This is a genomic window from Hyphomicrobium sp. (assembly GCF_051860585.1).
Taxonomy (GTDB): domain Bacteria; phylum Pseudomonadota; class Alphaproteobacteria; order Rhizobiales; family Hyphomicrobiaceae; genus Hyphomicrobium_C.
In genome coordinates this window covers 27,678-53,193 of record NZ_JBHYDS010000015.1, presented here as the reverse complement: position 1 = coordinate 53,193, position 25,516 = coordinate 27,678, and the positions used below count along the sequence as shown (strand labels likewise).

Genomic DNA, 25,516 nt, shown 5'->3' with positions numbered 1-25,516 from the left:
TCGTCCTCCGCATGTCGCCGCCGCTTGCCCCCGCGATCTACGGAATGGGATCGCGCCGGGCGCTCTCGAAATTCGTGACCGAGGAAAGCCCGATCACCTGGTCGAGCCCGCGCGCGCCGCGCAGATCGGTCTCGTCGAGGTTTGCCCCCGTCATATCGGCGCCTGCGAGATTTGCGCCGCGGAACATCGCGCCGGTCAGGTTCGCGCCCCGGAAGTTCGCCCCGCTCACATCCGCATCGATGAAACGCGCGTACTTGAGGGCAGCACCCGGAAACTTCGCGTCCTTTACGATGGCCTTCGTGAAATTAGCAGCCGTCAGGCTCGCGGGCGAAAACAGGGTTTCCTCGCGCGTCGCCCCGCCGCCGAACACCGCCCCCGTCAAATCCGCGCCGCTGAAGTCGGCCCGGTCGAGCAGACCGTCGGAGCGGATGCGCACGAGCTTGGCGCCCGCGAATTTCGGCGCTTCCGCGGTGTCGATTTCGAGCGTCGTGAAAATGGTCGGCCGCAGAATGCGCGCGTCCGTCAGGTCCGCGCCGCTGAAATCCGCAGCCGTAATGGTTGCCCGGTCGAGGCGCGCGCCGACGAGCGAGCAGTTCGCCAGATTGGCGCGCGACAGATCGGCCCCGTAAAGGTCCGCCCCATCCAGCTTCGAATGCTTGAAATCGAGCTCCGCCAGATCGAGGCGTGTAAGGTTGAGCTTGGTCAGGTCGGGTCGCGAACCGGGTGCCGCCTTGAACAGGCGCGCCGTCACATCGCGCGCCGAGAGCTTGCCCTCCTGCGCCTCCCCCGATGCGTCGGCGTTGGCATTGGGCAGTTCGGTTTTGGGCTGCGTATAGCTCGGCAGGCCGCCGGCGATCGCAAGCGAAGGCGAAAGTGCCAGAACGACAGTCGCAACGCCGCGTGCAATTCGCATGGTCGTTCTCCGCAACACGCGTTCTCTCCGCACGGGCTCAGTCGCCGGTGGCGCCGTCCGTCAACAGCTTATAGTTGATCGAGTCGATCAGCGCTTCAAAACTGGCGTCGATGATGTTCGGTGAGACGCCCACCGTTAGCCACCGCTTGCCGGTTGCATGGTCGAGCGTTTCGACGAGCACGCGCGTCACCGCTTCCGTGCCCCCGGTCAGGATGCGCACCTTGTAGTCGACGAGTTCGATGCTCTCGATGTGCTTCTGGTAACGGCCGAGATCCTTGCGCAGCGCCCGGTCGAGGGCGTTGATCGGACCGTTGCCCTCTCCGACAGACCACAGAGGGTCCTGGTCGCCGTTGACGTAGACTTTCACGGTCGCTTCCGATGCAGTCACGAGATCGCCGGATGCGTTGTGCCGCCGCTCGACCATGACGCGGAAGCTGTCGACCGAGAAATAATGCGGCACCCGCGCAAGGTGCCGCCGGGCCAGCAGTTCGAACGACGCCTCCGCCGACTCGTAGGCATACCCGGACGATTCCCGCGACTTCACCTCGTCGAGCAGCGACTGCACGCGCGGATCGTCCTTGTCGACCGAAAGCCCGAGCGTCTCCAGCGACGCCATGACGTTCGACCGCCCGGCCTGCTTCGAGACCAGCAGGCGGCGCTGATTTCCGACCACCTCCGGCGGCACGTGCTCGTAGGTCTCCGGATCCTTGAGGATCGCCGACGCATGGATGCCCGCCTTGGTCGCGAACGCGCTGTCGCCGACGTAGGGCGCGTGGCGGTTGGGCGCCTCGTTGAGGAGTTCGTCGAGCACCCGGCTCGCATGCGTGAGCGTGCGCAGCCGCTCCGGCGTGATGCCGGTCTCGAACCGTTCCGCGAAATCCTTCTTGAGCAGCAGCGTCGGGATGATCGACGTCATGTTCGCATTGCCGCAGCGCTCGCCGAGCCCGTTCAGCGTGCCCTGGATCTGCCGACAGCCCTGACGCACGGCCGCGAGCGTGTTCGCGACCGCATTGTCCGTATCGTTATGCGTATGAATGCCAAGGTTCCCACCCGGCACGTGGGTTGCGACTTCGCCCACGATGCGCTCCACCTCGTGCGGCAGCGTCCCGCCGTTGGTGTCGCACAGCACGACCCAGCGCGCGCCCGCGTCGAGCGCCGTCTTGGCAACCGCCAGCGCATACGCGCGATTGCCCTTGTAGCCGTCGAAAAAGTGCTCGCAATCGAGCATCGCCTCGCGCCCCGAGGCGACGACGGCGCGAATGCTCTCCGCGATCCCGGCGAGATTCTCCTCGTTCGAGATGCCGAGCGCGACCCGCACGTGGTAGTCCCACGACTTGGCGACAAGGCAGATGCTGTCCGCCGCCGAATTGAGCAGCGCATTGAGCCCCGGATCGTTCGCCGCCGAGCGCCCGGCCCGCTTGATCATTCCGAACGCGGTGAAGCGCGCCGTCCGGAACGCCGGCTTCGACTTGAAGAACTCAGTATCGGTATCGTTCGCGCCGGGATATCCGCCCTCGACGTAGTCCAGGCCAAGATCGTCGAGCAGCGTGGCGATCCGCCGCTTGTCCTCGAGCGAGAAATCGACGCCGGTCGTCTGCGCGCCGTCGCGCAGCGTCGTGTCGAACAGATAGAGGCGTTCCTTGCTCATCGTCCCGGCTTCGGTTCGTTGCTTCTAAGGTCAGCCATCATTGGCGGCGCCGAGCTGTTTTTTCATTGTCGTGTTGCCGAGCCACAGGTCGTCCCTCGGCACCATGTTCCGCTGCGTGGCGACGTAGCCGCGCGCTTCGAAAAACGGCGCCGCCGTATCGCTCGCCTCGGCCGTAATCGCACTCGCGCCGCGAGCCCGGGCAAGCCGCTCGATCGCATCCGCCAGCGCCGCGCCGATCCCCTGCCCCGCATGGTAAGGATGCACATAAAGCATCTCGAACGTCGCGTTGTCCTTGAGCGAGGCAAATCCGGCGTACTCGCCGTCGACCTGCACCACCAGCGTCACCATCGAGCCCAGCCGCTCCGCGAACGCTTCCGCATCCGCCGCCACGCTTGCCCACGCCACGCGCTGGTCTTCGTCGTAGTCCTCGGCGGTTAATTCTTCGATGCTCTGCGCGAACAGCTCACGCAACGCCATCGTATCGGCCGGCAGGAACGGACGCAGCGGAAAGGCAGTGGTCATCACGCTGCCCCCTCCGAAGCGGACAGAAGCCCAAGCTCAACCATCACAGCGGCCATAACGCCTGAAGTATTGTTCAACACGTCGCCATTCCAATAACGCAGGACACGATACCCATTTCCTGAAAGCCATTTGGTTCGCAACGCATCTCTAGCGGCATTGGACGGCATTCCATGCTGTCCACCATCCAGCTCGATCACCAGCTTCGCCGTGTGATCGGCAAAATCTGCGATGTACGGCCCGACAGGCGCCTGCTGCCGAAAGCGAAACCCCTGGCGGTTGAGTGTGCGGAGTTCACGCCAAAGTTTTCTTTCGGCCTCTGTCTTTTCACGGCGAAGACGCCGGGCACGATCGCTCATGATGTTGGTCATGGCGCCTCCCGATCAAAATCAAACGCGACATTCCCCTCCCCCTTGTGGGGAGGGGCTAGGGGTGGGGGGAACCCCGACAATTGCCGTTCTGGGCTGGCCCCCCCCCCCCCGCCCCCCCCACGGCGGGGGGGTTGGGACGGGGGACACCGAACCCCTCCGCCGCCCACCCCGCGCTATCACCCCCCCGGGGGGGGGGGGGGGGGGGGGGGGGGGGCCCCACCCCGACAATTGCCGTTCTGGGCTCCCCCCCTCCCGGCCTCCCCCACAAGGGGGGAGGAGAAGGAAGGTCATCCCCCTTGCGCGTTCGCTCATGACGTTCGTCATGACGAATACCGCTCATAATCGAACGCGACATTCCCCTCCCCCTCGTGGGGAGGGGCTAGGGGTGGGGGGAACCCCGACAATTGCCGTTCTGGGCTCGCCCCCCCCCCCCCCCCCCCCCCCCCGGGGGGGGGGGGGGGGGGGGGGGGGGGGCCCCACCCCGACAATTGCCGTTCTGGGCTCCCCCCCTCCCGACCTCCCCCACAAGGGGGGAGGAGAAGGAAGGTCATCCCTCTCGCCGATGCGAAGCTCACCGGGCGATCTCCCAGGTGGTCACGATCTCGCCGGTCTGCGGATCCTTCGCATCCTTGAGCGCGACGCCCATCGCGGCAAGCTCATCGCGCAGCCGATCGCTCTCCTTGAAGTCCTTCGCACGCCGCGCCGCCAGCCGCGCAGCAACAAGCGTATCCACCTTTGCGGCATCGACCGTGGCGACTTCCACGCCGACGTTCAGCTCGTCCCGCGTCTCGCCGCCGTAGAGCCCCATGAATTCGAGCGTCGCACGCAGCTCCGCTGCGCCTTCCGGATTACGCTTGGCCGATTTGGCGAGGCCGTGAATGATGGACAGAGCGCTCGGCGTGTTGAGATCGTCGGAGAGCGCCGCCACGACATCCGCGTTCGGCTCGCCCGCCGCGTCCACACCCGACAGGAGGTCCGCGAAGTCGAGCAGCGTCGCGCGCGCCTGCAGCAGCCGCTCCGCCGTCCAGTCGATGGGCTGGCGATAGTGCGTCCCGAGCATGGCCAACCGCACCACGCGCCCGTGCCACTGGCTCGCGCCGAAAGTCTTGGTCGCCAGCAGCTCGTTGATGGTGATGAAGTTGCCGAGCGACTTCGACATCTTCTCGCCTTCGACCTGCAGGAAGCCGTTGTGCATCCACACCCGCGCCATCACCGGCGTGCCGTGTGCACACCGGGACTGTGCGATCTCGTTCTCGTGATGCGGGAACACCAGATCGATGCCGCCGCCATGAATGTCGAACTCGGGCCCGAGGTGCTTTTCGGACATCGCCGAGCACTCGATGTGCCAGCCGGGCCGGCCCGGCTCGCTGATCCCGCACGGCGACGGCCAGGCCGGCTCGGATTTTTCGTTGCCGGCTTCGCCAGCCTGCTTCGACGGCTTCCAGAGCACGAAATCCATCGGCCCCTTCTTGTAGGGCGCCACCTCGACGCGGGCCCCCGCCTCCATCTCCTCCAGAGACCGGTTGGAGAGCGTGCCGTAATCAGGCATCGACGACACGTCGAACAGCACATGCCCGGACGCCACGTAGGCGTGGCCGCGCTGCACCAACGCCTCGCACAGCGCCTTCATGCCCTCGATGTGCTCGGTGGCGCGCGGCTCTACCGTCGGCGGCAGCACGCCAAGCGCGGCGATGTCGTCGTGAAACTGCTTTTCGGTGGCGCTCGTCACCCGGCGGATGGCGTCGTTCAGCGGCAGGTCCGGGAAATCCTTGGCGGCCCGCGCGTTGATCTTGTCGTCGACGTCGGTGATGTTGCGCACATAGGTGACGTGGTGCGCCCCGTAAACGTGGCGGAGAAGCCGGAACACCATGTCGAACACGATGACGGGCCGTGCGTTGCCGATGTGGGCATAGTCGTAAACCGTCGGCCCGCAGACATACATCCGCACATTGGCGGCATCGATGGGGTCGAACGGCTCTTTGCGCCGCGTCAGCGTATTATAGAGCGTGAGCGCCACGCGTCCTCCTCATCGTTCGCCGGACGGGGCCCTTCCGCAGAGCCCCATGCAATATGAACCCGTTCCCGGGCAGGGCGTGGCGTTTCTCTGTCTTGTGATGAGGCAAAGAACGAGGCCGCGCGCCAGCCGGACGTGACTAGCTCGAAATGGTAATGATGCCGCAAACGGAGCGGGCAGTATGGCGCAGGCGGGTTCTCATGGCCGGAGTTATGCGGGCCAGTCCGGGTGCCGTCAAGCGGCGGACGCACCAATCCCGGAACCTGCGGCCGGCGACGGGAGATTTAATGAGGGGCATTGAAGGAGTGCGATTTCGCGAGGATAACGGCGGACCAGGGCGAGACGCCGCATTTCTCCCGCATTGACCCCCTATCCGGGGGCTCTCATAGTAAATGCATGTGACGAGACAAATCGGGGGCATGCGCCTCCGACCGTGATGGGGCCGATGGCAGATTTCCGCATCAGCGGCTTCAAGCGCCGACTGGGCAAACTGAGAGCCGGCAGGACCGCGGCGGCCGTGATGGCCGCGCTCGTCCTCGGCGGAGCCGTGACCGTCCCCGCGCTCGGACAAAGCTGGTGGCCGTTCGGCGGCAACGAGCAATCCAAGCCGCGCCGCGACCCCGTCCCCAGCGAACCCGTCTACCAGGACCCCGCGACCGTGCCGCCGCAAGGCGCGCCTGGAGCGGCCGTCGGCCGTGGCGGCAGCCCCATCTGTCTCGAACTCGAGCAGCGCCTCGTTCAGGAAGGCCAGCGCGGCAGCGACAACCGCAATCTTCTGCCGATGGTGCAGACCGAGCTGCGCCAGGTCGAGCAGACCTATCGCGACAGCGAGAAGCAGCTCGATCGCGCCGACTGCTACGAATATTTCTTGTTCTCGAAAACTCTGAGGCGCACGCGCCGCTGCGTCGATCTCGCCAACCAAGCGGACTCGGCGCGCCAGCGGATCGAGGATCTCGAAGTCCAGCTCCGCCAGCTCGAAGGCTCGCCGGGACGTTCCTACCAGGACGAAATCGTGCGCGAGCTGGCCCGCAACAACTGCGGCGCGAGCTACCAGCAGCAGGCGCGCCGCCAGAGCGGCGGCGGCGTCTCGAATTTCTGGGACGACGGCGAAAGCGGCGACTATCGCGGCGGCGGCGGTTCGAGCTTCGGCTCGCTCCCCTACGCCACCTATCGCACCGTCTGCGTGCGACTGTGCGACGGCTACTATTTCCCGGTCAGCTTCTCGACGCTGCCGAACCACTTCCAGCGCGACGAAGAAGTCTGCCAGTCGAAGTGCGCCGCCCCCGCGCAGCTCTTCTATCATCAGAACCCCGGCGCCGGCATGGAGCAGGCCGTCGATGCCCGCACCAACCAGCCCTACACGAGCCTCAAGACGGCCTTCCGCTATCGCAAGCAGTACATCAATGGCTGCTCGTGCAAGATGGCGGAGTATCAGCCCGCCCCCGGCGATGTGATCCACACCCCGGCCGGCAACGCTGACGGCTGGAGCGCTGAGGCGCCGACCGGCGCGACACCGGTACCGCCCGATCAGCAGGGACCGCCCCCACCGGCGGCGGCACCCCCGTCCGCTCCGCCGCCCCAGGGCCGCGGAGAAACGCTGCCCTGGGATACGCAGTAGTCGGACACGCCGGAGCGCTCGAGCACACGGACCAAAACGCGCCAGCTAATTCGCCCTGCCCGCCAAGCCATGCCAGCTCGCCCGCCTTCGCCAGGGCCGTTACGACTTCAAATGCATCGCCCAGCGCCCCCTCACCCTAACCCTCTCCCCAAGGGGAGAGGGAATTGCGGCTGGCTGAACTGCAGAAAACACCCTCTTCGCCTCTCCTCGTCCATGCGAAGCAGAACTTCGCCTCTCCCGTCCATGCCAACCACTGCTCGCCTCTCCCGTCCATGCGGAGCATGGCTACGCCATGACGGGAGAGGCCGGAAGCCATTGAAGATGGCTTCCGGGTGAGGGGGCGCTGGATTGCTTCAACGCAAAGCGACGGGATGAAAACTCTTCACCGTGCGATACCCGATGTAGGCCGCCAGCACCAACAGCACGCCTTGCGCGATCTGGAACGGCGGTTCGGTCTGCGTCGGCGCGAGCTCCGCGATGCCGGGCACTTTCTGGAACGCCTGCACGACCAGCACGAAGCAATTGAGATAGAGCGCCGCGACCGCCGTCGAGGCATAGATCCAGCGCCATGGGCCCGCCAGCCGGAACACGTAGAGCGCCGCGAGCGACGCCGCGAGCAGCACCAGCGACAGCACACCGAACACCTTGGCCGGCGTGAACTCCGGCGTCGGGAACAGGAAGCCGGTCACGCTTGTGAGCACCGTGGTGGCCAGGAAGACGTGCGTCAGCCAGCCGGGGCTTTCGGACCGCAGCATGCGCGGCAGCACGAGCAGGCCCGATAGGATAGCGACCAGGCTGATCGCCACATGCAGAAGTGTGAATTCGTAGAGCGGCAATCCCAGTGTCATGGCGCACCCCCACCTGATGAACGGAAAGACTACCTCCCCACGGCTACAGCGCCAAGCCATCCGCAAGCTGAAATACCAGGCAGCCCAGCTCAGCCCGTATCGGCGTCACCCAGCGCCAAAGCGCACCGCATTACGCGCCTTGGCTTTGGCCGCCTCGACGTCCCGGTTGCGCGGTGGCGCGAGCGTCACGAGCGAGGCCATCAGCTCCTCGGCCGCCTGCGCGACCTGATCGACGGCGCGATGGAAGGCGTCCTCGTTCGCTTTCGAGGGATGCGTAAAGCCGGACAGCTTGCGCACGAATTGAAGCGCGGACGCGCGGATCTCGTCCTGCGTCGCGGGCGGCGAGAAATTGTAGAGCGTCTTGATATTCCGGCACATCGAAAGACCTCCTTTCGAGCCCATGTGTTGCGGCGCCTGGAGACAATTTGGCGGCCAGCCGGCGTCATGTCCAGTCGCCGGCAGCCTCCACCCAAGGACGATCGGGCGCGCCCGCGGCCGACACCCGCGCCTGATTGCGCGCGTGAGGCCCGCCAAAGCTGCACGATCATTGGCCGGCGAAACGATGCTTCGTTGTCAGAACCGCACGTTGAGCGAGGCCTTCACGCCGTGGTCTTGCGCGTCATTAGCGATCTGACCCGCGTAGAGCAGCGTAAACTCGGTCTCGTCCGCGACCGCCATGTCGAGACCAGCCTCGATCAGCGCCGTGTCTTCGGCAATCGGAACGCCCGCGATCGCGAACGCCGCGCCACCCGCAAACGCGTTGAACGCAATCGGCGTTGTATTGCCGTACGCATGCCGCCAGCCGATCAGCCCGTGCGCCCGCGCGTTGAGCGTCCCCAACGCGAAGTCGAATGCGCCTCTGACGCCAAGCGTCGAGAACGTCACATCCGTATCCACGCCGCGGCCCGACAGCGCCGCCGCGCCGCCTGTTTCGCGATGGCGTTCTGTATCGAGGCTGACATGCGCCAGCCCAGCGAACGGCTCGAACGACACCGGGCCGCCAAAGCGATAGCCAACCTCCCCGAACACCTGCGCGGTACCGCTGTCGTATTCGGACGTAACCGTCTCGTTGACCGCCGGAAACACGACGTGCCGCTTCGTCTCGATGTCGTTCCAGGAATAAGCCGCGCCGCCGCGCAGCCCGAGCGCGGCCCACTGCGTGCCGCCATAGAGGCCTACGTGCGCACTGTCGCTGTCGCCGGACGCTCCGCGCTCGCGAGCATTGAAGCTTGTCCGGCTGTAGCCCGTCAGGAACCCGGCGCGCCACGTGTCGAACAGCACGCCGTCGATGCCCGTGAGCACACCGCCCGTCGTCCGCGAAACGCTTGCGCCCGCGCCGTCGCTATCGCCCCACGAGCCGAAAGCCTGGCCCCATCCGGCGAACTTTGCGCTGAAGTCCAGCCCAGCGTCGCCGTCAAACGCTGCGCGAACCCGGTCCATCGCCGCATTGCGCACAAAGCGACTGTCCTCGATCAGCGCTGTCTGCGCCGACGCATGCACGTCGCCGGACAGCGCGTCGAACGCGCGTTGAGCTTGCGCAGCATCGAGTCCAAGGAGCGCGTCGTGAATGGCATGCCCCGCCCCGAGCCGCTCGGCCGCGGAACCAGCTGCATCTTGATTGTCGCTCTGACCGATCGCAGCAAAGAGCACCGCGTTACGCTCAAGCGTCATCGTCACGTCGGTTGCGCTGTACGCGAGTTTCGCATCCAGGAAAGCGAAGTTTTCTTCAAGAAAAGTGAAGGTGCCGGAGATCGCGCCCGCGGTCAGTATCGTATACGTCGACGAAAGTGCGTACGGTCCAGGAAACCCGACGTGACGCACCTTGCCGCTATTTAGAAACGCAGTCCCCGAAACAACGATCAGGTCCGAAGTGTTGCTGTTTGGGTCGATCTCAACGTCGTACGTTCCGCCCCCGCGATTGAACCAAAGATCACCGTTTACCTTCAACGTGTCGATCGAATTGCCGGGTGCGATCACTCCGCCTCGCCGTACAGAGACATTCCCGACGGTTCCTGATCCGCCAAGCCTCCCATTGACCTCTGTGAGTGACGACGAAGCGATCGAGCCATTAACGATCAGGCTTCCGCCATCGACGGTTGTCGTACCTGTGTAAGTGTTAGTTCCGCTCAACGTGAGCCGAGAACCAGCGCCAGACTTGGTGAGGTGGAACGTATGCCCGTTTCCATCAGACATTACTCCGGCAAAAATTGAATCGCCCAGCACGGTGCCATCAACAGTCAAATCCCCGTCGGACAGGGTGTTGGGCTGGATGGTGCCAACCCCGCCGATTCGCCCAAGCACGGTGCCTCCTAGCAACAGCTTGGAATTCCCATTCAACTGGACGTCGACCTCGCGAGTAGAAGAGCCGTGAAGCGAAATGGTTGCGGTGTCGTAAGCGAGAAACGCGCCGCCAGTTAAACGACCCAAAAAATCCACAACTAGTTTGCTTCGATCGAAAAAATACTGAACACCGCCGGAAATACCCCCACTGAGTATGGAAGCCCTGCTATCGCCGTAAAACTCACGCAGACCGGCAGAAACATCAGAAGATGCATAATAATCGAAACGTAGACTGCTTTGGTCATAGAACCGCTGCGTGCCCCCAACTATGGTCCCTTGAAGCTCTAGCCTCGCGTTGTCGAAGAAACTTTGAGAACCGCCTTCAATGCTAGAAGTGTCTGAACCGGATGGGAAACCCAAATTCATGTACGACTGATTGTAGAATTCTTGTTCGCCCCCCACAATTGACGCCTTCTGGTCAATAAAAAGAAGGCTACCGTCGAAAAATTTTTGTTTCCCGCCACTGATCGCGACAACAGTATCGTATTGACCGCCTGTGATACGGATCGAAGAATAGTTATAAAAAAATTGTTTTCCGCCAGAAGTCGGCTCTACCCTCCTTTCCACGCCGCGATAAGTTTGCGCCGTCGCGTCGGCCGATGTGAACAGCACGCCCGCGAACGCACCCGCGACCGCTGCCGACGCGCGCACAGTGCGCGACCTGCCGGCATGCAAAATGACCCTACGCGCGTGACAGCGCCTTCCGCGCACCGAATTGATTTCCATAGCGCGCCCCCGCCAAAATCTCCGCCTACAGCAGAGACGATTCTTTGGAAGAGGGTCAACTAAGCGGAATCAATAGGTTTTTTGTTGGTGCACTGTCGATCGTAGCGCCGATGCGGCCCGCCCCTGAGTGACCTCCCGCATCGCCAGTCGGCCGTCCTTGTGGCATCGTCGGCGGCGATGACAGACCCGCAATCCTCTTCCACATCTGACCCGTCCGACCTCGTGCCCGGCCGGTCCTGCGACGGCTGCACAATGTGCTGCAAGCTCATGGAGATCGACGTTCTGGAAAAGCCGCGCGCCGTCTGGTGTCCGCACTGCGACCAGAAGCGCGGCTGCACGATCTACGAACAACGCCCGGAGCCGTGCCGCATCTTCTATTGCGGCTACCGCAAGGTGCCGCACCTCGACGAGCGCTGGAAACCGTCCAAGGCCAAGTTCCTCGTCAACTACGAGAGCCGCAACAGCCGCATCGTGATCCACGTCGATCCGGCGCGCGCCGGCGCATGGCGGCAGGAGCCCTATCTGTCGACGATCCGCCAATGGGCCAAAAACGCGGTCCGCGAGAACGGCCTCGTCATCGTCTGGACCGGAGACCATGCCATCGCCGTCCTGCCCGACCGCGAAAAGGACCTCGGCCGCATCCGCGACGACCAGATCCTCGTGCCCACACTGAAACAAACGCCCCAGGGTCCCGCGTACGACATCACGGTTTCGGACGCCTAACGGCGTCGCCTCCAAATCGCGGATTCCCGACAGCCTTCGATAACGTTAGAGTGCCTACTGACAAGTGGGCCAGGGGGTGGAGGCACGCGATGCACGACCGGCAACGTTGCGGCATCGTCGGACTCCGCCGGGGCGGGAGCCTGCTTGGTCTCCTGCTCCTTGCGACGGCCGCAGCGGGATCGCTTTACGCCGCGGACGATGACGATACGCCTGCGGGTTTCACGGCGATCTCTCCGATCTTCGGCCAGCTCGTCGCCTTCACGCAGCCGCCGGGCTTCGTACCGGTATTCGAGGAGCCGACGGCCAACCGTTACATCCGCGAAGCTGTCCCGAAAGGCGAGACGGTCGAGAACTGGACCCAGATGATCACGATCACCGGCGTCAAGGGTGCGGCAGCCGACCCCGAAGCCTCACCCGAAGGGTTCGCATCCGCGATCGTCGACGGCTTCAAGCGCACATGCCCGCAGACTTTCGCAACGGCCGTGCTGAGCGAAGATCAAATCGACGGCCACGACGCATATGCAGTCGTTGCAAGCTGCGGCTCCGTTGGAACGGAAGGCGCCGCGCACAGCGAAACGGCGCTCATCGTCGCGATTGAGGGCGCCGAGGACTATTACACGATCCAGTGGGCCGAACGCAGCGAGGCGGCGGCCGAACCGCTCGACATCGACGACGACGCATGGCGGCAACGCTTCGAGCAGCTCTCGCCCATTCGCCTCTGCCCCATCGTCCCGGGAGAGAGCGCACCGTTTCCAAGCTGCGTCGCGGCGGATTAGGGAAGATGCAGCCGCGAAACCCTGCGGACGGCCCGCGACCCGCCTTTAGTTCCCGGTCACTGCCACCTTCGGCTTCGCGATCTCCGCTTCGACCGCTTTGACGAGGCGTGCCGCATCGGGCGCCGTCGCCGAGAAGAAGCTCGTCACGAGCTTGCCGTCGCGGCCGACGAGATACTTGTGAAAATTCCACTTGGGTGCATTGAGCCAGCCGAGCTCATCGCGCGCCCACTTGTAGAACGGATGCGCGCCATCGCCCGTGACGACGTTCTTGTCCGTGAGCGGAAACGTGACGCCGAACATGCCCTCGCAGAATTCCTTGATCTCACCCGCGGCCTTCGGCTCCTGCCCGCCGAAGTCGTTCGACGGCACGCCGATCACCGAAAAGCCCTGCGCCTCATACTTGGCATTGAGCGCCTGCAGCGCCTCGTACTGCTTCGTGAACCCGCAGAACGACGCCGTGTTGACCACGAGCAGCACGCTTCCCTTGTAATCCGACAGCGGCATCGGCTTGCCGTCGATCGACGTGAACGTGAAATCCCAGGCGGTCATGCCAGTCTCATTTGAAAACGCGGAAGGGGCGGCCAGCACAATCGACGCAAACCCGATCAGCGCGGCCAACGCAACCTTGAAGCTCATGCACCACTCCATTGAATGAGTTGCAGCTTACACTTAATGGCCTCTACCCGGTTGCACCAGCTATCTAAATCGTAACTTTTCAGATCTCGCGAAGCATGGCACGCTGGCGTCATCGTTCAACAACTGGAAGGAGGTGATCCGATGTCGAGTGGGATCTTGAGGACGGCGATGTCGCGGTCGCTGGGTTTCAGGCCGGATCTGCCTCTGGTAGTGGCTTAGACCAAGCGACAAGCGGCCGGGCGCAACAATCGCCCGAGTACGCCGCCGAAATCTCACGGGGGCTGTCCTATGGGCAGCCCCTTTGCTTTGAGCGGCTGTCCAATGGGCAGCCCCATTGTTTTTGGATATCGCGCGACGGTTGCGGGGACGTCCCGGCAAGGGCCCCTACTCGGGATCCGAGCCGATCACCTCGACGACATATTCGGCCGTCTTGGCCGGAGCATCCTCGCCGGCTTTCACGTAGTTGAACACGAGCTTGGCCTCGCCTGCATCGACACCTGTGATCTCGAACTTCTGCTTTTTTGGCGCCCCGAGCACGGGACGCTTGCCGGGCTCGGCGGCAGCAGCCGAATATCCCTGATCCGCAACCATCACCAGCTCGGCGTTGGCACTCGCTCCCGTGTCCAGAACCCACGAAAACCCGGTCGACGGGTTGCCGTCGAGTTCGAGCGTGGCCGACGCGCCCACGGAAACCTGAAGCGTCTCGTCGTTCGCGGCGAAACTTGCCGGGATCATCGCGCCGGCGGCGGCGAGAATGACGCCGAGCACGGCGCCGGCACGGACTGCAGCAAGGAGGTTTTTCATCGTCTCGTCCCTCAAGGGCCCGAACGAACGGACCGGCAAAATCCCCAGCGCGGACCATGCCATGCGGCCCCGCGCAGCGTCCATTCCCTTCCCAAGCCGCCGTTCGGACACGCGAGTTCAACGCGTCCTAGTTCAGCACGTCGATATGCGCCTGGAAGGTCTTCGAGCCGCTGCGGAACACGAGCATCACCTGCCCCGCCTTCAGCCCCTTGACCTGAAACTTTTGCGCCGAGGCCGACGCCCCGAGGCTCTTGACCGACACAAGACGCGCCTGCCGGCTGGCCCCGCCATCGAACACCCAGGGCTGGCCTTCGAGGTGCAGCGTGGTCGTCTCGCCGACATGCAGAACTTCCCCGTCACCCGCCATGCCGGGCGACACCGCCAGCGCGGCCATCAGACAAGCCGCCGCCACCCACATCCCGAAGCCTCGTAAACCCCTGAACCCGCTGTCCATCGCCCACCGGCCCTCGAACGGCCCGCATCCGCGCGAGCCTCCAAATTGCTCGCACGCCGCCGTTCGCACGTCCATCCATCGAGCGGGAACGAGCGGAAGCGGGGGATAGCGCCCGAACGAAACGCTTCAACTGCCTCTGCAAGTCGTCCGCACGCATCGTTAACGCATAAAATTCGAACGATTTTGCGGTCCGTCTTTTGAGACCTTTTGCTGATGATCCCCGCAAGACAGGTTGGGGGATCACGTCGATGAGCAAGCCCGTTTATACGAATGCGCAAGTCGTAGCCCAGCTCGACACCGGCTATCACTGGAGCGGAAGCGCTCTCACCTACGGGTTCGCAACCAACACGAGCTTTTTTCCGGGCGGCGGCGAAGCGGCCGGCTTTTCCGCCTTCAACGCCAATCAGAAGGCGGCGGCCACGGCCACGCTGCAGCTCTGGGACGACCTGATCAAACCGGACTTCACGCTCACCGCCAACGCGGCGGCCGCGAACATCAAGTTCGCCAACACGACGACCGGGATCGGCTACGCCCATGCCTATTATCCGGGGACGTGGGAGGCCGCCGGCTCGGTCTGGATGAATAAGAGCTACAATTCCGGTAGCAACGACCTCGTCAATCCCCAGTCTGGACAGTGGGGCTATGCCACCTACATCCACGAGATTGGCCACGCCCTGGGCCTCGACCATCCGGGAGATTACAACGGCGGCTCGCCGACGTATGCGGCCGACGCCAAATACACTCAAGACTCTGAACAATACACGGTCATGTCCTACTTCACGGCGGACGCGACCGGAGCCGATTGGATCGCGAGCGACGGCAGAGATTATTCTCCCCAGACGCCCATGCTGCACGACGTGCTGGCCATCCAGGCTATGTACGGCGCCGAGACGACGACCCGGTCGGGCAATACCGTTTACGGCTACGGGGCCACCGCCGGCAACTCCGTGTTCGACTTCAACCTCAATCCGCACCCGATCATCTGCATCTACGATGCCGGCGGCGTCGACACTTTGAACCTGTCGAATTCGAATTACGCCTGCAGCATCAATCTCAATCCCGGTGCGTTCTCCAATACCGACATGATGACGAAAAACATCTCGATCGCGTTCGGCACGTGGATCGAGAATGCGACGGGCGGCAAAGCCAACGACACGATCGCAGGCAATGCGCTGAACAACATCCTGAACGGCATGGCTGGCAACGACACGCTGAGCGGCGGCGCCGGCAACGATTCACTTTACGGCGGCGTCGGAAACGACACGCTGCGTGGTGACGCCGGCAACGACCGGCTCGATGGCGGCACCGGCAACGACAATCTCATCGGTGGAATAGGCGACGACATCTATGTCGTCGATGCCGTCGGCGACGACGTGACCGAAGCCGCCAGTGCCGGCACGGATGCCGTCCATACGGCGCTCGCGAGCTACGTGCTCGACACCAACGTCGAAAATCTCGTCTACACCGGCACCGCGACGTTCGCGGGTACGGGCAACGAACTCGCCAACACCATCACCGGCGGCGCGAACAAAGACGTCCTGGCAGGCAAGGGCGGCAACGACATCCTGAACGGCGGCGCAGGCGTCGACACGCTCTACGGAGACGGGGGCAACGACACGCTGAATGGCGGCGCCGGCGCCGACTACATGTACGCCGGCTCCGGAAACGACATCTACATCGTCGACGACGCACGCGATACGATCTGGGAAAACCTGAACGACGGCACGGATACGGTCCGCACCGCGCTCGGATCGTTCACGTTGGGCGCCAACTTCGAAAACCTCGTCTTCACCGGCACCGGCGCGTTCAAGGGCACAGGCAACGCCCTCAACAATGCGCTGACGGGCGGGGCAGGCAATGACACGTTGTATGGCTTGGCCGGCAACGACAGTCTCGTCGGCGGAGCCGGCGCCGACACCCTCATCGGCGGCGCGGGTAAGGATGCCTTGTCAGGCGGCCTCGGCGCCGACGTTTTCCGCTTCAACGACGTGAGCGAAAGCACGCGCTCGGCCTTCGACATCATTTCGGACTTCACGCGTGCCCAGGGCGACCGCATTGACCTGCGCGCGATCGACGCAAACACGAAAATCGCGGGCGACCAGGCGTTCTCGTTCATCGCAGCGGGCGCATTCACGGGCGTTGCAGGCCAGCTGAGCTACCAGAACCAGTATCTGCTGGGGGACATCAACGGCGACCGCATTGCCGATTTCGATATCTTCTTCGTCGGCGTCCAAAGCCTGCAGGTTGCCGAGATGTTTCTCTAGATGTCGCGAGCTTCGAACCCTGCCCGGGCGCCGCCGCCATCTCCAACGGACCCCCGAATTATCGAACGATATTAATTACCCAGCCAACTGAGTACTTGCCGGGATGGGGCCCCCATGGCATTCCAGTGGGATTATTCCCGCAAGGAGTATTGATCATGGCCATGCTCGCATCGCGTCAAACGGCCTCGACACTTGCACTTATGTTGTTGGGTCTTTTCTTCGTCCCGGCCGCCCAGGCCGCCCCGCTGTCCACCGCTCGCGCCCCCGGCGATCAGAGCGCCGTCATCCAGGTCGATCACGACTGGGATGATGACGACGACTACGACGACTATTACTCGCGCCGATACTATCGTCGCCACTATGTCGGCCGGCCCTATTACGGACGGCCCTATTACGGCTACGGCTATGGATCGGGTTACGGCTATGACGACGGCTATCGCTATGACGGCTATCGCTACTATGGCCGCCGCCGCGTCACGGTCCACGCTCCCTTCGCGGCCGTGCGTGTCAGGCCGCGCGGCGTCTATGTTCGCGCCCCGTTCGTGAGACTTTGGGTTCCGCGCTACTGAGCGGCACCAACGCAGGATTGAACGCGTGACGGCTCGCCCCCAAACACGGGCGGGACTGCGCTCAATTATATTGGCCGCGTTCACTCTTTAACGACAAATTTCCTCCATCTGACCGCAATTCTGTCCATAGTGGACACAGTTCGCGTGGGTTCAAGGGGAGGTATGCGTGTTTAGTCGCGGCTCAAATTCAGATTCAGGTGCACCGAAACCGCCGACGCTGCCAGGCGCAGCTCCGGGGTTGAATGCATCTCCCTCGCCGGCCACAAATGGCCGCGCATCGCCCTTCGGCGCCGCCTCCACGATGGGCCAATCGCTGATCGGCACCGACCTCACCATCCTCGGCGACAAGATCACCATCATCTCGCAGAACAAGCTGCAGATTGACGGCGACGTCCGTGGCGACGTCAACGGCAAGCAGATCATCATCGGCGAGGACGGCTCCGTCGTCGGCACCGTTTGCGCCGAGCAGATCGAAGTGCGCGGCGGCGTTCGCGGCGCGATCAAGGCTCAAACCGTGATGCTGCATCCGACCTCGGTGGTCGAAGGCGACATCTTCCACCAGTCGCTCTCGATCTCCGAAGGCGCCCAGTTCGACGGCCGCGTACGGCGCGCCAAGGACCTTGCCGAAATTACGCCCAATCTTGACGTCAATTCTTATCCGCACGCCGGCGAGCAGACTTCGTAGGGCTGATCCGGCGGCTGCAGGCGCGCAGCGCAATTCGCGCCAATGTGTTTGGGGGGAGGAGAGCCCTCTGCCGTGATCGGCAGAGGGCTTTTAATTTGTGCGTTTCCGTAAGAAGTACGGCAAGCCAAGACCACGCGGGTGCATTCAACTCGGAACGATCTGATGGAATCGCGACGCGTCCCCCTCCCCGTCATGGCGAAGCCATGCTCCGTATGGACGCGGGGAGGGGTTAGGGGTGGGGGAATGATCTAGGAGCACGCCCGAAAGCCCGGCACCCCACCCGGCATCTCGCGTCATGGCGAAGCATGCTTCGCATGGACGCTCCATGCCACCCTCCCCGTCAAGGGGAGGGTGAAGAAGCGGGAGCCGCATCGGTGCCAAGCCGCATGATCCGAAAATGTCTAGAACGGCCGGCGGCCGACGCTGTTGGCATCGATGCAGGCCATGTAGATGCGGTTGTCGCGGCCGACATGCTGGCAGACGTTGCGCTTGAGGTTCGGATTGTTGCGGATCTCGTTGGCCGAAACCTTCACGCCGCGTTCGCGCGCGACAATCGCCACCAGCTCGTCCTGGCAATAGGGCGTCGCCAGCGGCACGCCGTTGACGATCTGGTTGCCGTTCACGCATTTGATGCGCGCTTCGGCCGGACTGGCGAGCGCAAGGGCAAGCAGCGGCAGCGCCAGCGCCCCAAAGGCGCCGGTCAAGCGCGTGGCAGTCAGGCGTTGGCCGGAAGCGACACCGGCCTTGTTGGACAAGGTCATAAAAAACTCCATTGTTTGAGGCGCCGCCCGCCACGGGGAAAGGCAGGGGCGCCGGGCAAGCGTCTTAGAAATTTACCGGGCGTGGCCGCTATACCGCGCGGAACTGCCCAAATACGGGCCAAGCGCTCACGGACGATATCGGGGCAAGTGCACTTTGCAGTAAGGTATGGGGATCCGCCGGGGGAGTTCAAGGCGGCGAGGGAATGCCATGCTGACGATTTATGACACCAACGGCGAAAGCCTGATCCGCCACAACGAAACCGCGCCGATCACGCCGGATACGGTCTGGTATGACCTTCTCAATCCCACCAAGGAGGAGGACAACCACGTCGAGGGCCTCCTCAAGATCTCGGTGCCGACGCGTGCGGAATTGCGCGAAATCGAGGCCTCGAGCCGGTTCTACCAGGAGAACGGCGCGAGCTACATGACGGGCTTCATCGCCCACAACATCGACGAGCAGACGCTCGGCTCGTCCACGCTGACGTTCATTCTCACGGGCAACGCGCTGGTCACCGTGCGCTACGCCGACAGCAAGGTGTTTCCCACGTTCCTGTCGCGCGTTGAACGCCGCGATGCGACATGCAAAACCGGCGCGGGCATCATGGTCGGGCTCATCGAGACGCTCGTCGAGCAGCAGGCCGACCTGATCGTGCAAATCCAGGATCGCGTCGAGAAGATCGCCAAGGGCGTCTTCAGTCTCGACAAGCGCCGCAGCCGAGACACCAAGCTGGACGTGCTGCTCAAGGGCACCGGCACGCACGGCGACATGGTCGCGCGCCTGTCGGAAAGCGCCACTTCCATCGAGCGCGTTCTGCACGTGCTGCGCAACACCGCGCAGGAACGCAATTGCGACGGCAAGATCTTCCAGCGCATCGACACCGTCGACCGCGACCTCAAATCGCTCACCGAGCACATGCGCTTTCTTTCGGATCGCATCGGCTTCCTGCTCAACGCCACGCTCGGCCTCATCTCCAACGAGCAGAACCAGATCATCAAGCTGTTCTCGGTGATGGCCGTGATGCTGATGCCGCCGACGCTGGTCGCCTCCATCTACGGCATGAATTTCCGGCACATGCCCGAGCTCGATTGGCTCGAGGGCTATCCGTGGGCGCTCGGTTTGATGGTTGTCTCGGCCGTGATCCCGTTCATCTACTTCCGCCGCAAGGGATGGCTCTAGAGCTCTAAGAGCATTCAGAAGAGCATCGATCCGATCAGGCTGGCCGCCGCGCAGACGGCGAGCGCCGCCAGGATGTTGCGCGTGGCGAACACGATGATGAGAGCCAGCACGGCGAGCGCGCCCAGCGCCGGATTGAAGCTCGACAGCACCGGCAGGGACGGACTGACCGGGCCCCACACCACGGGAACGACCTCACGGAACAGCACGTGCAGCGCGAACCAGAGCGTGAGGTTGAGGATCACGCCGACCACCGCCGCCGTCACCGCCCGCAGGGCGCCGGACAAGCGCGGCTCGCGCGTCAGCCAGTCGATGTAAGGCGCGCCCGCGAAGATCCAGAGGAAACAGGGCGCGAATGTCGCCCACAGCGTCACCAGGCCGCCCAGCACACCCATCAGCAGCGGCCAGTCTCCGCCATGACGCCACGCCGCCAACACGCCGACGAACTCCGTGACGAGGATCAGCGGGCCGGGCGTGGTCTCGGCCAGTCCCAGCGCGTCGAGCATTTCGCCCGGAGTGAGCCAGCCGAAGCCCTCGACGACCTGCTGGGCCATGTAGGTCAGCACGGCATAGGCGCCGCCGAAGGTCACGACGGCGAGCTTCGAGTAGAACACCGCCAGTTGCGACAGCACATGCGACGGTCCGAAGATCGCGCCGATCAGAAGCAGCGGCGCGATCCAGATCACGAGCCACACGGCGATGGTCGTGAGCGTCTGGCCAAGCCTGACGCGGCTTGGCGCGGCGACGTCAGGCGTATCGCGCTCCGGCGACGCGGCCAGATAACCGGCGGCGAGCGCCGCCGCCACGACGGCCGGAAACGGCACGTGGAACGCGAACAGCGCCACGAAGGCGGCCGCCGCGATCGCCCAGTCCATCGGCCTCTTCAACGCGCGGCGCGCAACGCGCACAAGCGCTTCGACGACAATCGCCAGCACGGCCGCCTTGACGCCGAAGAACAGCGCCTCGACCACCGGCAGGGAGCCAAACGCGGCATAGAGCAACGCCAGCCCGAGCATGAGCAGCGCCCCGGGCAGCACGAACAGCAACCCGGCCGCCAGCCCGCCCGCGACGCCATGCATGCGCCACCCTGCATAGGTCGCGAGTTGCATCGCCTCCGGCCCGGGCAGCAGCATGCAGAAGTTCAAGGCCGACAGAAATCGCGTCTCGTCGAGCCAGCCGCGCTTCTCGACCAGTTCCTGGTGCATCAGCGCGATCTGCCCCGCCGGCCCTCCGAACGAGAGCAGCCCGATCCGCGTCCACACCGCCAACGCCTCGCGGAACGACGGCGGCTGAAAGGTCGAGAGCGGTCCGGATTGAGGCATGGCGGGGTCCTTGGCGAGACCTCGCGTCTTACCGGTTCCACATGACGGACGATAGGCCGCTCCCACCACCCGGTTCGCCGGACGTGATCACAAAACCCACGAACGGATGCCACAAAGTGGTCGTATTTCCAGCGCCTTGCCGGACAAAGATAACCTCGTTTGTTCTGCGACCTGCCGTCGCACCTTTCGCAGTGCACAATAAAAAACGATGGCAAATCAACGTGACGGAACATCCATCAAAACGACGTTCATTAACTGGCATTGCTTCCGTCCAATTCGACTGATCAGGTGCCGCTCACCAGAATGGGGAGCTACGTACAACCCCGTATTTCAGAGTGGCAGGACAAGTTCTGGTGGTGCGCTGAGATCCTCTCGGCGCCTCTGTGGCCCAACGGCTTGATGAAAATCGGATCCGCCAAGGCGGACGGCGAGAGGTGGTCCCAAGTGGACCTCTGCCGCGTTGGACCTTTCGACCACGGCACTGCCACAAGGGACGAATGGAGAATGATTATGCGGTATATTGCATTGGCGACGCTCGCACTTTTGACTGTTGGCACCTTTGACGCTCGCACCGCGAGCGCAGCCACCTGGCAGTGCGTCGGCCCCGAAGTCGCTTGCGGCTCGGCCAGCGCAGCACCGAAGGCCACCTACAAGAAGCAGCGCGCCAGCGCCGCCCAGAAGGGCAGCCGGTCGGCTCGCAAGGCCATCGCGCACACCAACAAGGTCGCTAAGAAGGCCTCGGGCTCTTACAGCGCCGCTTCGTATAGCGGCGGCTCTGGCGGCGGCTCCGGCATCGCGTCGTACTACTGGCAGGGCCAGCAGACCGCTTCGGGCGCACGCTTCAACCCGAACGGCATGACGGCCGCTCACCGCACGCTGCCCTTCGGCACGCGCGTTCAGGTCACCAACCACTCGAACGGCCGCACGGTCACCGTGACGATCAATGACCGCGGTCCCTTCATCAAGGGTCGCGTCATCGACCTGTCGCGCGGCGCAGCCAGCGCCATCGGCATGACGGGCCAGGGCCTCGCCCGCGTCTCGTACACTGTCGTCGGCCGCGGCTGATCCCGAACACACGGATTACAAAGAGGCGAGCCGCTCATGCGGCTCGCCTTTTTTGTTGCGCCAACACGGTCTGAACCAAACGCGGCCTTCACCACACGGCCCATTTGGGCTTGGGGTGGCGGCAATTATCGGTATATTACGGAAAGTTACTATCCATGGGGTGGGGCGTTCCGGCACGATGAAAGCAGCACCAAGCAGCAAGGAGCGCGCGGCCGCCGTCCAGACTGTCCGGACGGCCATGGTCGAGAAGAAGCTCACGCAGGCAGAGCTGGCCGACGCCGCCGACTGCCATGAGAAGACCATCCAGAACCTGCTGCACGGCAAGCCGGTCCGCGAGCAAACCTTGTTCGACGTCGCAATGGTGCTCGGCCTCGATTATCAGCGCCTCAAGGAATCCTGGTTCGGCTCCATGTCCACGGCACAGCCGATGGAGCTCAAGGGCGAAGGCGGCGTCGTCGCGCCGGTTTACATGGGCGCCTACACCCACGCCGCCGTCGACCATTACATCGGCAGCTACCTCACCATCCGCCCGGCCTTCGCCAAGCCGGAGGCGATCGTCGCCTACCGCACCGACATCGTCTGGGACCCCGAATGGCCGAGCCTGCTGTTCGAAGAGCGCGAACGCCCGGACGCCCCGTTCTCCCACCGCGGACGGCTCTACGTGCCGGCCTCGTCCATGTACATCCACCTGGTTTCGCTGACCAAGGGCGCCATGCGCATGGTGCTGATCTCGCAGATCGACCAGGCCGGCGAGATGCGCGGCCTGATCACCACCCTCAACAAGCAGCGCGCGTCCTACGTGCCCGTCTCGGCGCCGATCGTCTACCTGAAGCGGCAGGAATTCAAATCGCTGGCGCTCGGCGAGATCACGCCCAAGACGCCCGATTACAAGATCTACAAGGCGCTGCTGGAGACGTCCGTCGAGGAAGGCTACGCCAAGCTCATCGGCCCTTAGAGCCTTCCGCCCTCTTCGCCTCTCCCCCTGGGGAGAGGCCGGAAGCGATAGGTCATGGCGGAGCAATGCTCCGCATGGCGTCGCGTTCGGGTGAGGGGGCTGCACTGGGTTCCGCTTAATCCGGAAGCGCTGACGCCTGAGCCTTCATGCCCGCGAGCAGGGTCGGGCTACGCCCGCGAACGAAGAGCCTCGCCGCCTTCATCCGCATCGGCCGGCTCGTCCTCGACGACCTTCGAAAGATCGCCATGGAAGCGCAAGGCCAGATCGACGGTCTCTTTGCGCCCGACCGATTTCAGATGCTGCCCGATCCACTTGTGCGCTTGGCCGCGCCCGGCCGCGTGGAGATAGGTGAGCAGCCCCAGGTCCGGCTTCATCTTGCTGTCATCCGAGAGCGTCGCCGTATAGCGCCCCGCCTCGATCAGATGGAAGCGATGCGCCGCGAGCGCGTTCTGCCGGCCTCGCCGCATGGCGCCGAAGCGGCCCCGCATGGCTTCGCGCACGGCCAGGATGAATTCCACATCCCTGAGCAGCGGCGCGTTGAACGTCAGCCGGTTCGTCGTGCTGGCAATTTCGCGAACGCCCTTCGGCATATCCGGCCGCAACAGCGGATTGATCTGCACGATCAGTGTATCCGGCACCGGGCTTTCCATCGCCAGCGTCACGAGATCGGGGTTCTTGGAAAACCCGCCGTCCCAATAGCCGACGCCGTCGATTTCGGTCGTCCTGTGCAGCGTCGGCAGGCACGCCGAAGCCAGCACCGCTTCGACCGTCATTTCCTTCTGCCGGAAAAGGCGCGACCGCCCCGTGGCGACCTCGGTCGCCGCGATCAAGAGCCCGACCGGAGATTTCTCCCGGATGCTTTCGAAATCGATCGTCTCGGCCAGCAAATTGCGCAGCGGATCGAACCCGAGCGGATTGAACTCATAGGGCGACAGCAGCCCCGCGACCTGCGCGAACGTCGAGGAATGCGTGAGCCCGAACAGAAACGGATTGAGCCTGAGCAGGTCCGGCACGCCGGCCTTGTGCACGCCCTCCCACACCTCGCGCAACTTCGCCCGCGCGCCCTCGCGCCCGCCGGTGGCAAGCCCCGACGCGAGCGCGACCGCATTGACCGCACCGGCGCTCGTCCCCGACACCCACCCGAAAGACAGCACGTCTTCCTGCAGCAGCCGGTCGAGCACGCCCCACGTGAAGGCGCCGTGCGCGCCACCGCCCTGGAGAGCCAGATTGATCCGGAGTTGTCGTCTGAAGCGCATCTAAAAGGAATTCTCCTGGTCCACGCGCCGAGTGGTTAACACTAGCACGGCGGAGCCTCGCATCCGCCCCCGCAATAGGCCGCATGTCATTCTTGCACCTGCCTAAAAGTGAGCACAAACGCATTTAATTCATGCGTTCATGAGTTTGGTGAAACGAGTTCGCGTTCATCGAGAGCCACCACCTCGCCGCCCTCGATAGCCAATCCGCGCGTAATACTGACGATGCGCGTGCGTCCCTCGTCGCGGCTGAGGCGCAGCACGCGATAGCGCGCCAGTGGCTCCCCGTGATGCGACCGCCCCGTCGAAGCCGCGGAAATGCCGAGCACGGGCACGCCACTGCGCCACAGCAGCGTGTCGCGATGATTGTGGCCATGCAGCACGAGTTCCGCCCCGCAGCGGTCGAGCACGTCTGCGAAAGCCGCGGCATCCGAGAGCGCACGCCGCGGTGGCGCCTGATCTGGCAGCGGCGGATGATGGATGAGCACGACGCGGATCAACTCCTGCGCCTTGAGCCGGTCGAGGCACGTCGCGAATTCCGCGAGCTGCGCCTCCCCGAGACGGCCCATCGCGGAGAACAACGGCGTCGGGATCGCGGAATTGAGCCCGATCAGCGCCACCGGCCCGATGATCTTCACGAACGGAAACCGCACCGGCTCGCTCGCGGTCCAGGCCTCGCCGGAGCGCATGTACGGCGCCCAGGTGTCGAGGCACGACGCCCCGTGCAGCCGCGCCGTGTAGATGTCGTGATTTCCCGGCACCACGGAGACGCGGTCCGGCTCGCCGAGCGACGCCAGCCACTCCGTCGCCGCCCCGTATTCTCCGGGCAAACCAATGTTGGCCAAATCGCCGGTCACAGCGATATGATCGGCAGCCTGCGCCAGCGCATCGGCCGCGATGAGGTTTGCGACCTCCCGCCGGTGCACGCGCACCCGGCCGCGATGCCAGTTGAGATAGCCCACGCCCCGCTTGATGTTCCAGTAGCGCCAGTGAAATCCTTCGATCGGCCCGAGGTGGACGTCCGACATGTGGATCAACGTGAATATCTGGGTCATCTGCCCTCGTGTCGTGATCGCGC

At 64.1% G+C, this 25,516-nt stretch carries 24 protein-coding genes; 9 read left to right on the top strand and 15 right to left on the bottom strand.

Translation table 11 applies throughout. The features are described from left to right. Nucleotides 1–37: 37 nt before the first annotated feature. From ACTIFK_RS18055 to cysS, 5 genes are all read right to left on the bottom strand, one after another. Nucleotides 38–913, bottom strand: coding sequence for a pentapeptide repeat-containing protein (locus ACTIFK_RS18055; protein WP_439544406.1), 876 nt, complete (start codon nucleotides 911–913; stop codon nucleotides 38–40). A gap of 37 nt (nucleotides 914–950) precedes the next feature. Further along, nucleotides 951–2,561 (bottom strand): citramalate synthase, encoded by a 1,611-nt coding sequence (gene cimA, locus ACTIFK_RS18050; protein ID WP_439544405.1) that lies wholly within the window; start codon nucleotides 2,559–2,561, stop codon nucleotides 951–953. 30 nt (nucleotides 2,562–2,591) lie between these two features. Further along, nucleotides 2,592–3,083 carry a GNAT family N-acetyltransferase gene (locus tag ACTIFK_RS18045; RefSeq protein ID WP_439544404.1) on the bottom strand — a complete coding sequence of 164 codons (492 nt, stop codon included), beginning with the start codon at nucleotides 3,081–3,083 and terminating at the stop codon, nucleotides 2,592–2,594. Next, nucleotides 3,083–3,451 (bottom strand): endonuclease domain-containing protein, encoded by a 369-nt coding sequence (locus ACTIFK_RS18040; RefSeq protein ID WP_439544403.1) that lies wholly within the window; start codon nucleotides 3,449–3,451, stop codon nucleotides 3,083–3,085. Before ACTIFK_RS18040 ends, ACTIFK_RS18045 begins: the two co-directional genes overlap by 1 nt. Nucleotides 3,452–4,022: 571 nt before the next feature. Continuing rightward, nucleotides 4,023–5,468, bottom strand: coding sequence for a cysteine--tRNA ligase (gene cysS, locus ACTIFK_RS18035; RefSeq protein WP_439544402.1), 1,446 nt, complete (start codon nucleotides 5,466–5,468; stop codon nucleotides 4,023–4,025). A 442-nt stretch (nucleotides 5,469–5,910) separates the two neighbouring features. Between cysS and ACTIFK_RS18030 the strand changes: the two genes are divergently transcribed. Further along, the gene (locus ACTIFK_RS18030; RefSeq protein ID WP_439544401.1) at nucleotides 5,911–7,083 is read left to right on the top strand and encodes a DUF2865 domain-containing protein; all 1,173 of its coding nucleotides are present in this window, start codon (nucleotides 5,911–5,913) and stop codon (nucleotides 7,081–7,083) included. A 353-nt stretch (nucleotides 7,084–7,436) separates the two neighbouring features. Here the strand turns inward: ACTIFK_RS18030 and ACTIFK_RS18025 are convergent, their stop codons facing one another. The 3 genes from ACTIFK_RS18025 to ACTIFK_RS18015 form a co-directional block, all read right to left on the bottom strand. Next, on the bottom strand, nucleotides 7,437–7,931 hold the full coding sequence (locus ACTIFK_RS18025) for a hypothetical protein (RefSeq protein WP_439544400.1): 495 nt from the start codon (nucleotides 7,929–7,931) through the stop codon (nucleotides 7,437–7,439). A 105-nt stretch (nucleotides 7,932–8,036) separates the two neighbouring features. After that, entirely contained in the window at nucleotides 8,037–8,309 is a 273-nt protein-coding gene (locus tag ACTIFK_RS18020; RefSeq protein WP_439544399.1) for a DUF2277 domain-containing protein, read from the bottom strand. Nucleotides 8,310–8,504: 195 nt separating this feature from the next. Beyond that, nucleotides 8,505–10,883: an autotransporter outer membrane beta-barrel domain-containing protein gene (locus ACTIFK_RS18015; protein ID WP_439544398.1), complete on the bottom strand. Its 2,379-nt coding sequence runs from the start codon at nucleotides 10,881–10,883 to the stop codon at nucleotides 8,505–8,507. 366 nt (nucleotides 10,884–11,249) lie between these two features. Between ACTIFK_RS18015 and ACTIFK_RS18010 the strand changes: the two genes are divergently transcribed. Then, entirely contained in the window at nucleotides 11,250–11,720 is a 471-nt protein-coding gene (locus tag ACTIFK_RS18010; protein WP_439544397.1) for a YkgJ family cysteine cluster protein, read from the top strand. 89 nt (nucleotides 11,721–11,809) lie between these two features. Then, nucleotides 11,810–12,496 (top strand): hypothetical protein, encoded by a 687-nt coding sequence (locus tag ACTIFK_RS18005; RefSeq protein WP_439544396.1) that lies wholly within the window; start codon nucleotides 11,810–11,812, stop codon nucleotides 12,494–12,496. Nucleotides 12,497–12,541: 45 nt separating this feature from the next. Here the strand turns inward: ACTIFK_RS18005 and ACTIFK_RS18000 are convergent, their stop codons facing one another. The 3 genes from ACTIFK_RS18000 to ACTIFK_RS17990 all read right to left on the bottom strand — a co-directional run bounded on the left by ACTIFK_RS18000 (nucleotide 12,542) and on the right by ACTIFK_RS17990 (nucleotide 14,354). Beyond that, nucleotides 12,542–13,132: a glutathione peroxidase gene (locus ACTIFK_RS18000; protein WP_439544395.1), complete on the bottom strand. Its 591-nt coding sequence runs from the start codon at nucleotides 13,130–13,132 to the stop codon at nucleotides 12,542–12,544. Nucleotides 13,133–13,516: 384 nt separating this feature from the next. Continuing rightward, nucleotides 13,517–13,936, bottom strand: a complete 420-nt coding sequence (locus tag ACTIFK_RS17995; RefSeq protein ID WP_439544394.1) for a protease inhibitor I42 family protein — start codon at nucleotides 13,934–13,936, stop codon at nucleotides 13,517–13,519. 127 nt (nucleotides 13,937–14,063) lie between these two features. After that, nucleotides 14,064–14,354, bottom strand: coding sequence for a hypothetical protein (locus tag ACTIFK_RS17990; protein ID WP_439544393.1), 291 nt, complete (start codon nucleotides 14,352–14,354; stop codon nucleotides 14,064–14,066). A gap of 284 nt (nucleotides 14,355–14,638) precedes the next feature. Between ACTIFK_RS17990 and ACTIFK_RS17985 the strand changes: the two genes are divergently transcribed. From ACTIFK_RS17985 to ACTIFK_RS17975, 3 genes are all read left to right on the top strand, one after another. Continuing rightward, the gene (locus ACTIFK_RS17985) at nucleotides 14,639–16,654 is read left to right on the top strand and encodes a M10 family metallopeptidase C-terminal domain-containing protein (protein ID WP_439544392.1); all 2,016 of its coding nucleotides are present in this window, start codon (nucleotides 14,639–14,641) and stop codon (nucleotides 16,652–16,654) included. 155 nt (nucleotides 16,655–16,809) lie between these two features. After that, entirely contained in the window at nucleotides 16,810–17,223 is a 414-nt protein-coding gene (locus ACTIFK_RS17980; protein ID WP_439544391.1) for a hypothetical protein, read from the top strand. Nucleotides 17,224–17,524: 301 nt separating this feature from the next. Then, nucleotides 17,525–17,908 carry a bactofilin family protein gene (locus tag ACTIFK_RS17975; RefSeq protein WP_439544390.1) on the top strand — a complete coding sequence of 128 codons (384 nt, stop codon included), beginning with the start codon at nucleotides 17,525–17,527 and terminating at the stop codon, nucleotides 17,906–17,908. A 401-nt stretch (nucleotides 17,909–18,309) separates the two neighbouring features. On the opposite strand, the gene ACTIFK_RS17970 is transcribed toward ACTIFK_RS17975, so the two are convergent. Then, nucleotides 18,310–18,669: a hypothetical protein gene (locus ACTIFK_RS17970; protein ID WP_439544389.1), complete on the bottom strand. Its 360-nt coding sequence runs from the start codon at nucleotides 18,667–18,669 to the stop codon at nucleotides 18,310–18,312. A gap of 208 nt (nucleotides 18,670–18,877) precedes the next feature. On the opposite strand from ACTIFK_RS17970, the gene ACTIFK_RS17965 reads away from it, so the two are divergent. Then, nucleotides 18,878–19,846 carry a magnesium transporter CorA family protein gene (locus ACTIFK_RS17965; RefSeq protein WP_439544388.1) on the top strand — a complete coding sequence of 323 codons (969 nt, stop codon included), beginning with the start codon at nucleotides 18,878–18,880 and terminating at the stop codon, nucleotides 19,844–19,846. A gap of 14 nt (nucleotides 19,847–19,860) precedes the next feature. On the opposite strand, the gene chrA is transcribed toward ACTIFK_RS17965, so the two are convergent. Continuing rightward, a complete protein-coding gene (gene chrA / locus ACTIFK_RS17960) occupies nucleotides 19,861–21,165 on the bottom strand; it encodes a chromate efflux transporter (protein ID WP_439544387.1) in 1,305 nt (434 codons plus the stop codon). Nucleotides 21,166–21,675: 510 nt separating this feature from the next. On the opposite strand from chrA, the gene ACTIFK_RS17955 reads away from it, so the two are divergent. Together ACTIFK_RS17955 and ACTIFK_RS17950 are read left to right on the top strand one after the other, a co-directional pair. Further along, nucleotides 21,676–22,230 carry a septal ring lytic transglycosylase RlpA family protein gene (locus ACTIFK_RS17955; protein ID WP_439544386.1) on the top strand — a complete coding sequence of 185 codons (555 nt, stop codon included), beginning with the start codon at nucleotides 21,676–21,678 and terminating at the stop codon, nucleotides 22,228–22,230. A gap of 178 nt (nucleotides 22,231–22,408) precedes the next feature. After that, nucleotides 22,409–23,185: a helix-turn-helix domain-containing protein gene (locus tag ACTIFK_RS17950; RefSeq protein WP_439544385.1), complete on the top strand. Its 777-nt coding sequence runs from the start codon at nucleotides 22,409–22,411 to the stop codon at nucleotides 23,183–23,185. 167 nt (nucleotides 23,186–23,352) lie between these two features. Here the strand turns inward: ACTIFK_RS17950 and ACTIFK_RS17945 are convergent, their stop codons facing one another. Together ACTIFK_RS17945 and ACTIFK_RS17940 are read right to left on the bottom strand one after the other, a co-directional pair. Further along, nucleotides 23,353–24,441 carry a patatin-like phospholipase family protein gene (locus tag ACTIFK_RS17945; RefSeq protein WP_439544384.1) on the bottom strand — a complete coding sequence of 363 codons (1,089 nt, stop codon included), beginning with the start codon at nucleotides 24,439–24,441 and terminating at the stop codon, nucleotides 23,353–23,355. A gap of 137 nt (nucleotides 24,442–24,578) precedes the next feature. Continuing rightward, the gene (locus tag ACTIFK_RS17940; RefSeq protein ID WP_439544383.1) at nucleotides 24,579–25,493 is read right to left on the bottom strand and encodes a metallophosphoesterase family protein; all 915 of its coding nucleotides are present in this window, start codon (nucleotides 25,491–25,493) and stop codon (nucleotides 24,579–24,581) included. Nucleotides 25,494–25,516 lie beyond the last annotated feature (23 nt).

Excerpts from the sequence above, each read along its gene's own strand:
- ACTIFK_RS18055 (WP_439544406.1), bottom strand. The coding sequence starts at position 913 with ATGCGAATTGCACGCGGCGTTGCGACTGTCGTTCTGGCACTTTCGCCT.
- cimA (WP_439544405.1), bottom strand. The coding sequence starts at position 2,561 with ATGAGCAAGGAACGCCTCTATCTGTTCGACACGACGCTGCGCGACGGC.
- ACTIFK_RS18045 (WP_439544404.1), bottom strand. The coding sequence starts at position 3,083 with ATGACCACTGCCTTTCCGCTGCGTCCGTTCCTGCCGGCCGATACGATG.
- ACTIFK_RS18040 (WP_439544403.1), bottom strand. The coding sequence starts at position 3,451 with ATGACCAACATCATGAGCGATCGTGCCCGGCGTCTTCGCCGTGAAAAG.
- ACTIFK_RS18030 (WP_439544401.1), top strand. The coding sequence starts at position 5,911 with ATGGCAGATTTCCGCATCAGCGGCTTCAAGCGCCGACTGGGCAAACTG.
- ACTIFK_RS18025 (WP_439544400.1), bottom strand. The coding sequence starts at position 7,931 with ATGACACTGGGATTGCCGCTCTACGAATTCACACTTCTGCATGTGGCG.
- ACTIFK_RS18020 (WP_439544399.1), bottom strand. The coding sequence starts at position 8,309 with ATGTGCCGGAATATCAAGACGCTCTACAATTTCTCGCCGCCCGCGACG.
- ACTIFK_RS18010 (WP_439544397.1), top strand. The coding sequence starts at position 11,250 with ATGTGCTGCAAGCTCATGGAGATCGACGTTCTGGAAAAGCCGCGCGCC.
- ACTIFK_RS18005 (WP_439544396.1), top strand. The coding sequence starts at position 11,810 with ATGCACGACCGGCAACGTTGCGGCATCGTCGGACTCCGCCGGGGCGGG.
- ACTIFK_RS18000 (WP_439544395.1), bottom strand. The coding sequence starts at position 13,132 with ATGAGCTTCAAGGTTGCGTTGGCCGCGCTGATCGGGTTTGCGTCGATT.
- ACTIFK_RS17995 (WP_439544394.1), bottom strand. The coding sequence starts at position 13,936 with ATGAAAAACCTCCTTGCTGCAGTCCGTGCCGGCGCCGTGCTCGGCGTC.
- ACTIFK_RS17990 (WP_439544393.1), bottom strand. The coding sequence starts at position 14,354 with ATGTGGGTGGCGGCGGCTTGTCTGATGGCCGCGCTGGCGGTGTCGCCC.
- ACTIFK_RS17985 (WP_439544392.1), top strand. The coding sequence starts at position 14,639 with ATGAGCAAGCCCGTTTATACGAATGCGCAAGTCGTAGCCCAGCTCGAC.
- ACTIFK_RS17980 (WP_439544391.1), top strand. The coding sequence starts at position 16,810 with ATGGCCATGCTCGCATCGCGTCAAACGGCCTCGACACTTGCACTTATG.
- ACTIFK_RS17975 (WP_439544390.1), top strand. The coding sequence starts at position 17,525 with ATGGGCCAATCGCTGATCGGCACCGACCTCACCATCCTCGGCGACAAG.
- ACTIFK_RS17970 (WP_439544389.1), bottom strand. The coding sequence starts at position 18,669 with ATGACCTTGTCCAACAAGGCCGGTGTCGCTTCCGGCCAACGCCTGACT.
- ACTIFK_RS17965 (WP_439544388.1), top strand. The coding sequence starts at position 18,878 with ATGCTGACGATTTATGACACCAACGGCGAAAGCCTGATCCGCCACAAC.
- chrA (WP_439544387.1), bottom strand. The coding sequence starts at position 21,165 with ATGCCTCAATCCGGACCGCTCTCGACCTTTCAGCCGCCGTCGTTCCGC.
- ACTIFK_RS17955 (WP_439544386.1), top strand. The coding sequence starts at position 21,676 with ATGCGGTATATTGCATTGGCGACGCTCGCACTTTTGACTGTTGGCACC.
- ACTIFK_RS17950 (WP_439544385.1), top strand. The coding sequence starts at position 22,409 with ATGAAAGCAGCACCAAGCAGCAAGGAGCGCGCGGCCGCCGTCCAGACT.
- ACTIFK_RS17945 (WP_439544384.1), bottom strand. The coding sequence starts at position 24,441 with ATGCGCTTCAGACGACAACTCCGGATCAATCTGGCTCTCCAGGGCGGT.
- ACTIFK_RS17940 (WP_439544383.1), bottom strand. The coding sequence starts at position 25,493 with ATGACCCAGATATTCACGTTGATCCACATGTCGGACGTCCACCTCGGG.